This window comes from Bacillus sp. TL12 (assembly GCF_022625245.1).
Classification (GTDB): domain Bacteria; phylum Bacillota; class Bacilli; order Bacillales; family Bacillaceae_G; genus Bacillus_A.
This window is the reverse complement of sequence record NZ_JAJJBY010000190.1, coordinates 1-584: the sequence shown is the minus strand read 5'-3', so window position 1 is coordinate 584 and position 584 is coordinate 1. Positions and strand designations below refer to the sequence as shown.

At 35.3% G+C, this 584-nt stretch carries 1 protein-coding gene; it reads right to left on the bottom strand.

Annotated features, from left to right (window positions below; genetic code table 11):
• Positions 1–298 (bottom strand): IS3 family transposase (locus tag LOK41_RS28420; RefSeq protein ID WP_241819441.1); only part of this gene is annotated, 298 nt, incomplete at its 3' end.
• Positions 299–584 lie beyond the last annotated feature (286 nt).

Here is a 584-nt window from a genome sequence, read left to right as displayed (position 1 = left end):
CGAGACCCCCTTTTTGGGTAGGAATATAGGTAATATCACCAACCCATATTTTATTTCGTTGATCCGTCTGAAAAACTTGATTTAAGAGGTTTGGTCTTTCTATGGAAGGTGATTTCTTATTATAATGTTTATAACGATAGCGACTGCCTTTCGCATACAGTTTCATTTGACGCATCAGTTTTCCTACTCGTTTTCGGTTTACCTTGATGCCTTTCTTTTCAAGGACTTTTGTAATTCTTAAAGATCCATACCGTCCCTTATGCTCCTCAAATATTTGTTGTATTTCCTCACTTAACACTTCGTTCTCTAAAGCTCTTTTAGAAGGTTTTCTCTGTAAATATTCATAGTAACCTGACCGCGAGATGTTTAACGTTTTACAAGCCTTCTTGATGTTATATTTGTGTTTATTTTCTTTTAAATATTGAAACCTTACACATTCTTTTTCTTCAAGAAGACCTGGAACTTTTTTAGTAAATCAAGTTCTTTTCTCAGTTCTTCATTCTCACGCTTGAGCTTTTTCATTTCATACTGAGAATGATAAAGTGCGCTTCCACGACCTGGAAACGCACTTTCCCCATATTCTT